Origin of the sequence: Bacillus sp. SIMBA_074 (assembly GCF_046534555.1) — a bacterium.
Classification (GTDB): Bacteria; Bacillota; Bacilli; order Bacillales; family Bacillaceae_G; genus Bacillus_A; species Bacillus_A mycoides.
Genome location: NZ_JAWRYM010000190.1, coordinates 1 through 358, shown reverse-complemented (window position 1 = coordinate 358; position 358 = coordinate 1). Strand labels below are relative to the sequence as shown.

Genomic DNA, 358 nt, shown 5'->3' with positions numbered 1-358 from the left:
AGCGCGATGGCGGCGAGCGCCTGATAGATGGGGGCCTCAGGGTCCGTCCAGCCCCAGAATGACTGGGCGCCTCCGATCACGGTCAGCACCAGTGTGGTCACCACGCCGAACGCCACGACGGGAAGGGCGAGCACGCTGTTCTGCTCTGGCGCGGGGCGCAGCAGCAGAGCGAGGACGTGCCGGTTCACGCGGCCACCGCCGAAGAGACGATTCGTCCGTCGCGGACGGCGACCGTGCGGGTGCAGCGACTGGCCACCTCGGGGTCATGGGTGACCACGACGAGGGTCCGGCCCTGGGCGGTGGTCGACCACAGCAGGGCATCCATGACCTCGGACGACGTGTGCGAGTCGAGAGCACC

General features: G+C 69.8%; 1 protein-coding gene. It reads right to left on the bottom strand.

Going from position 1 to position 358, the window contains the following annotated elements; translation table 11 throughout:
- On the bottom strand, positions 1 to 188 hold a 188-nt coding region (locus SB773_RS30445), incomplete at its 3' end, for a hypothetical protein (RefSeq protein ID WP_410593932.1).
- Positions 189 to 358 lie beyond the last annotated feature (170 nt).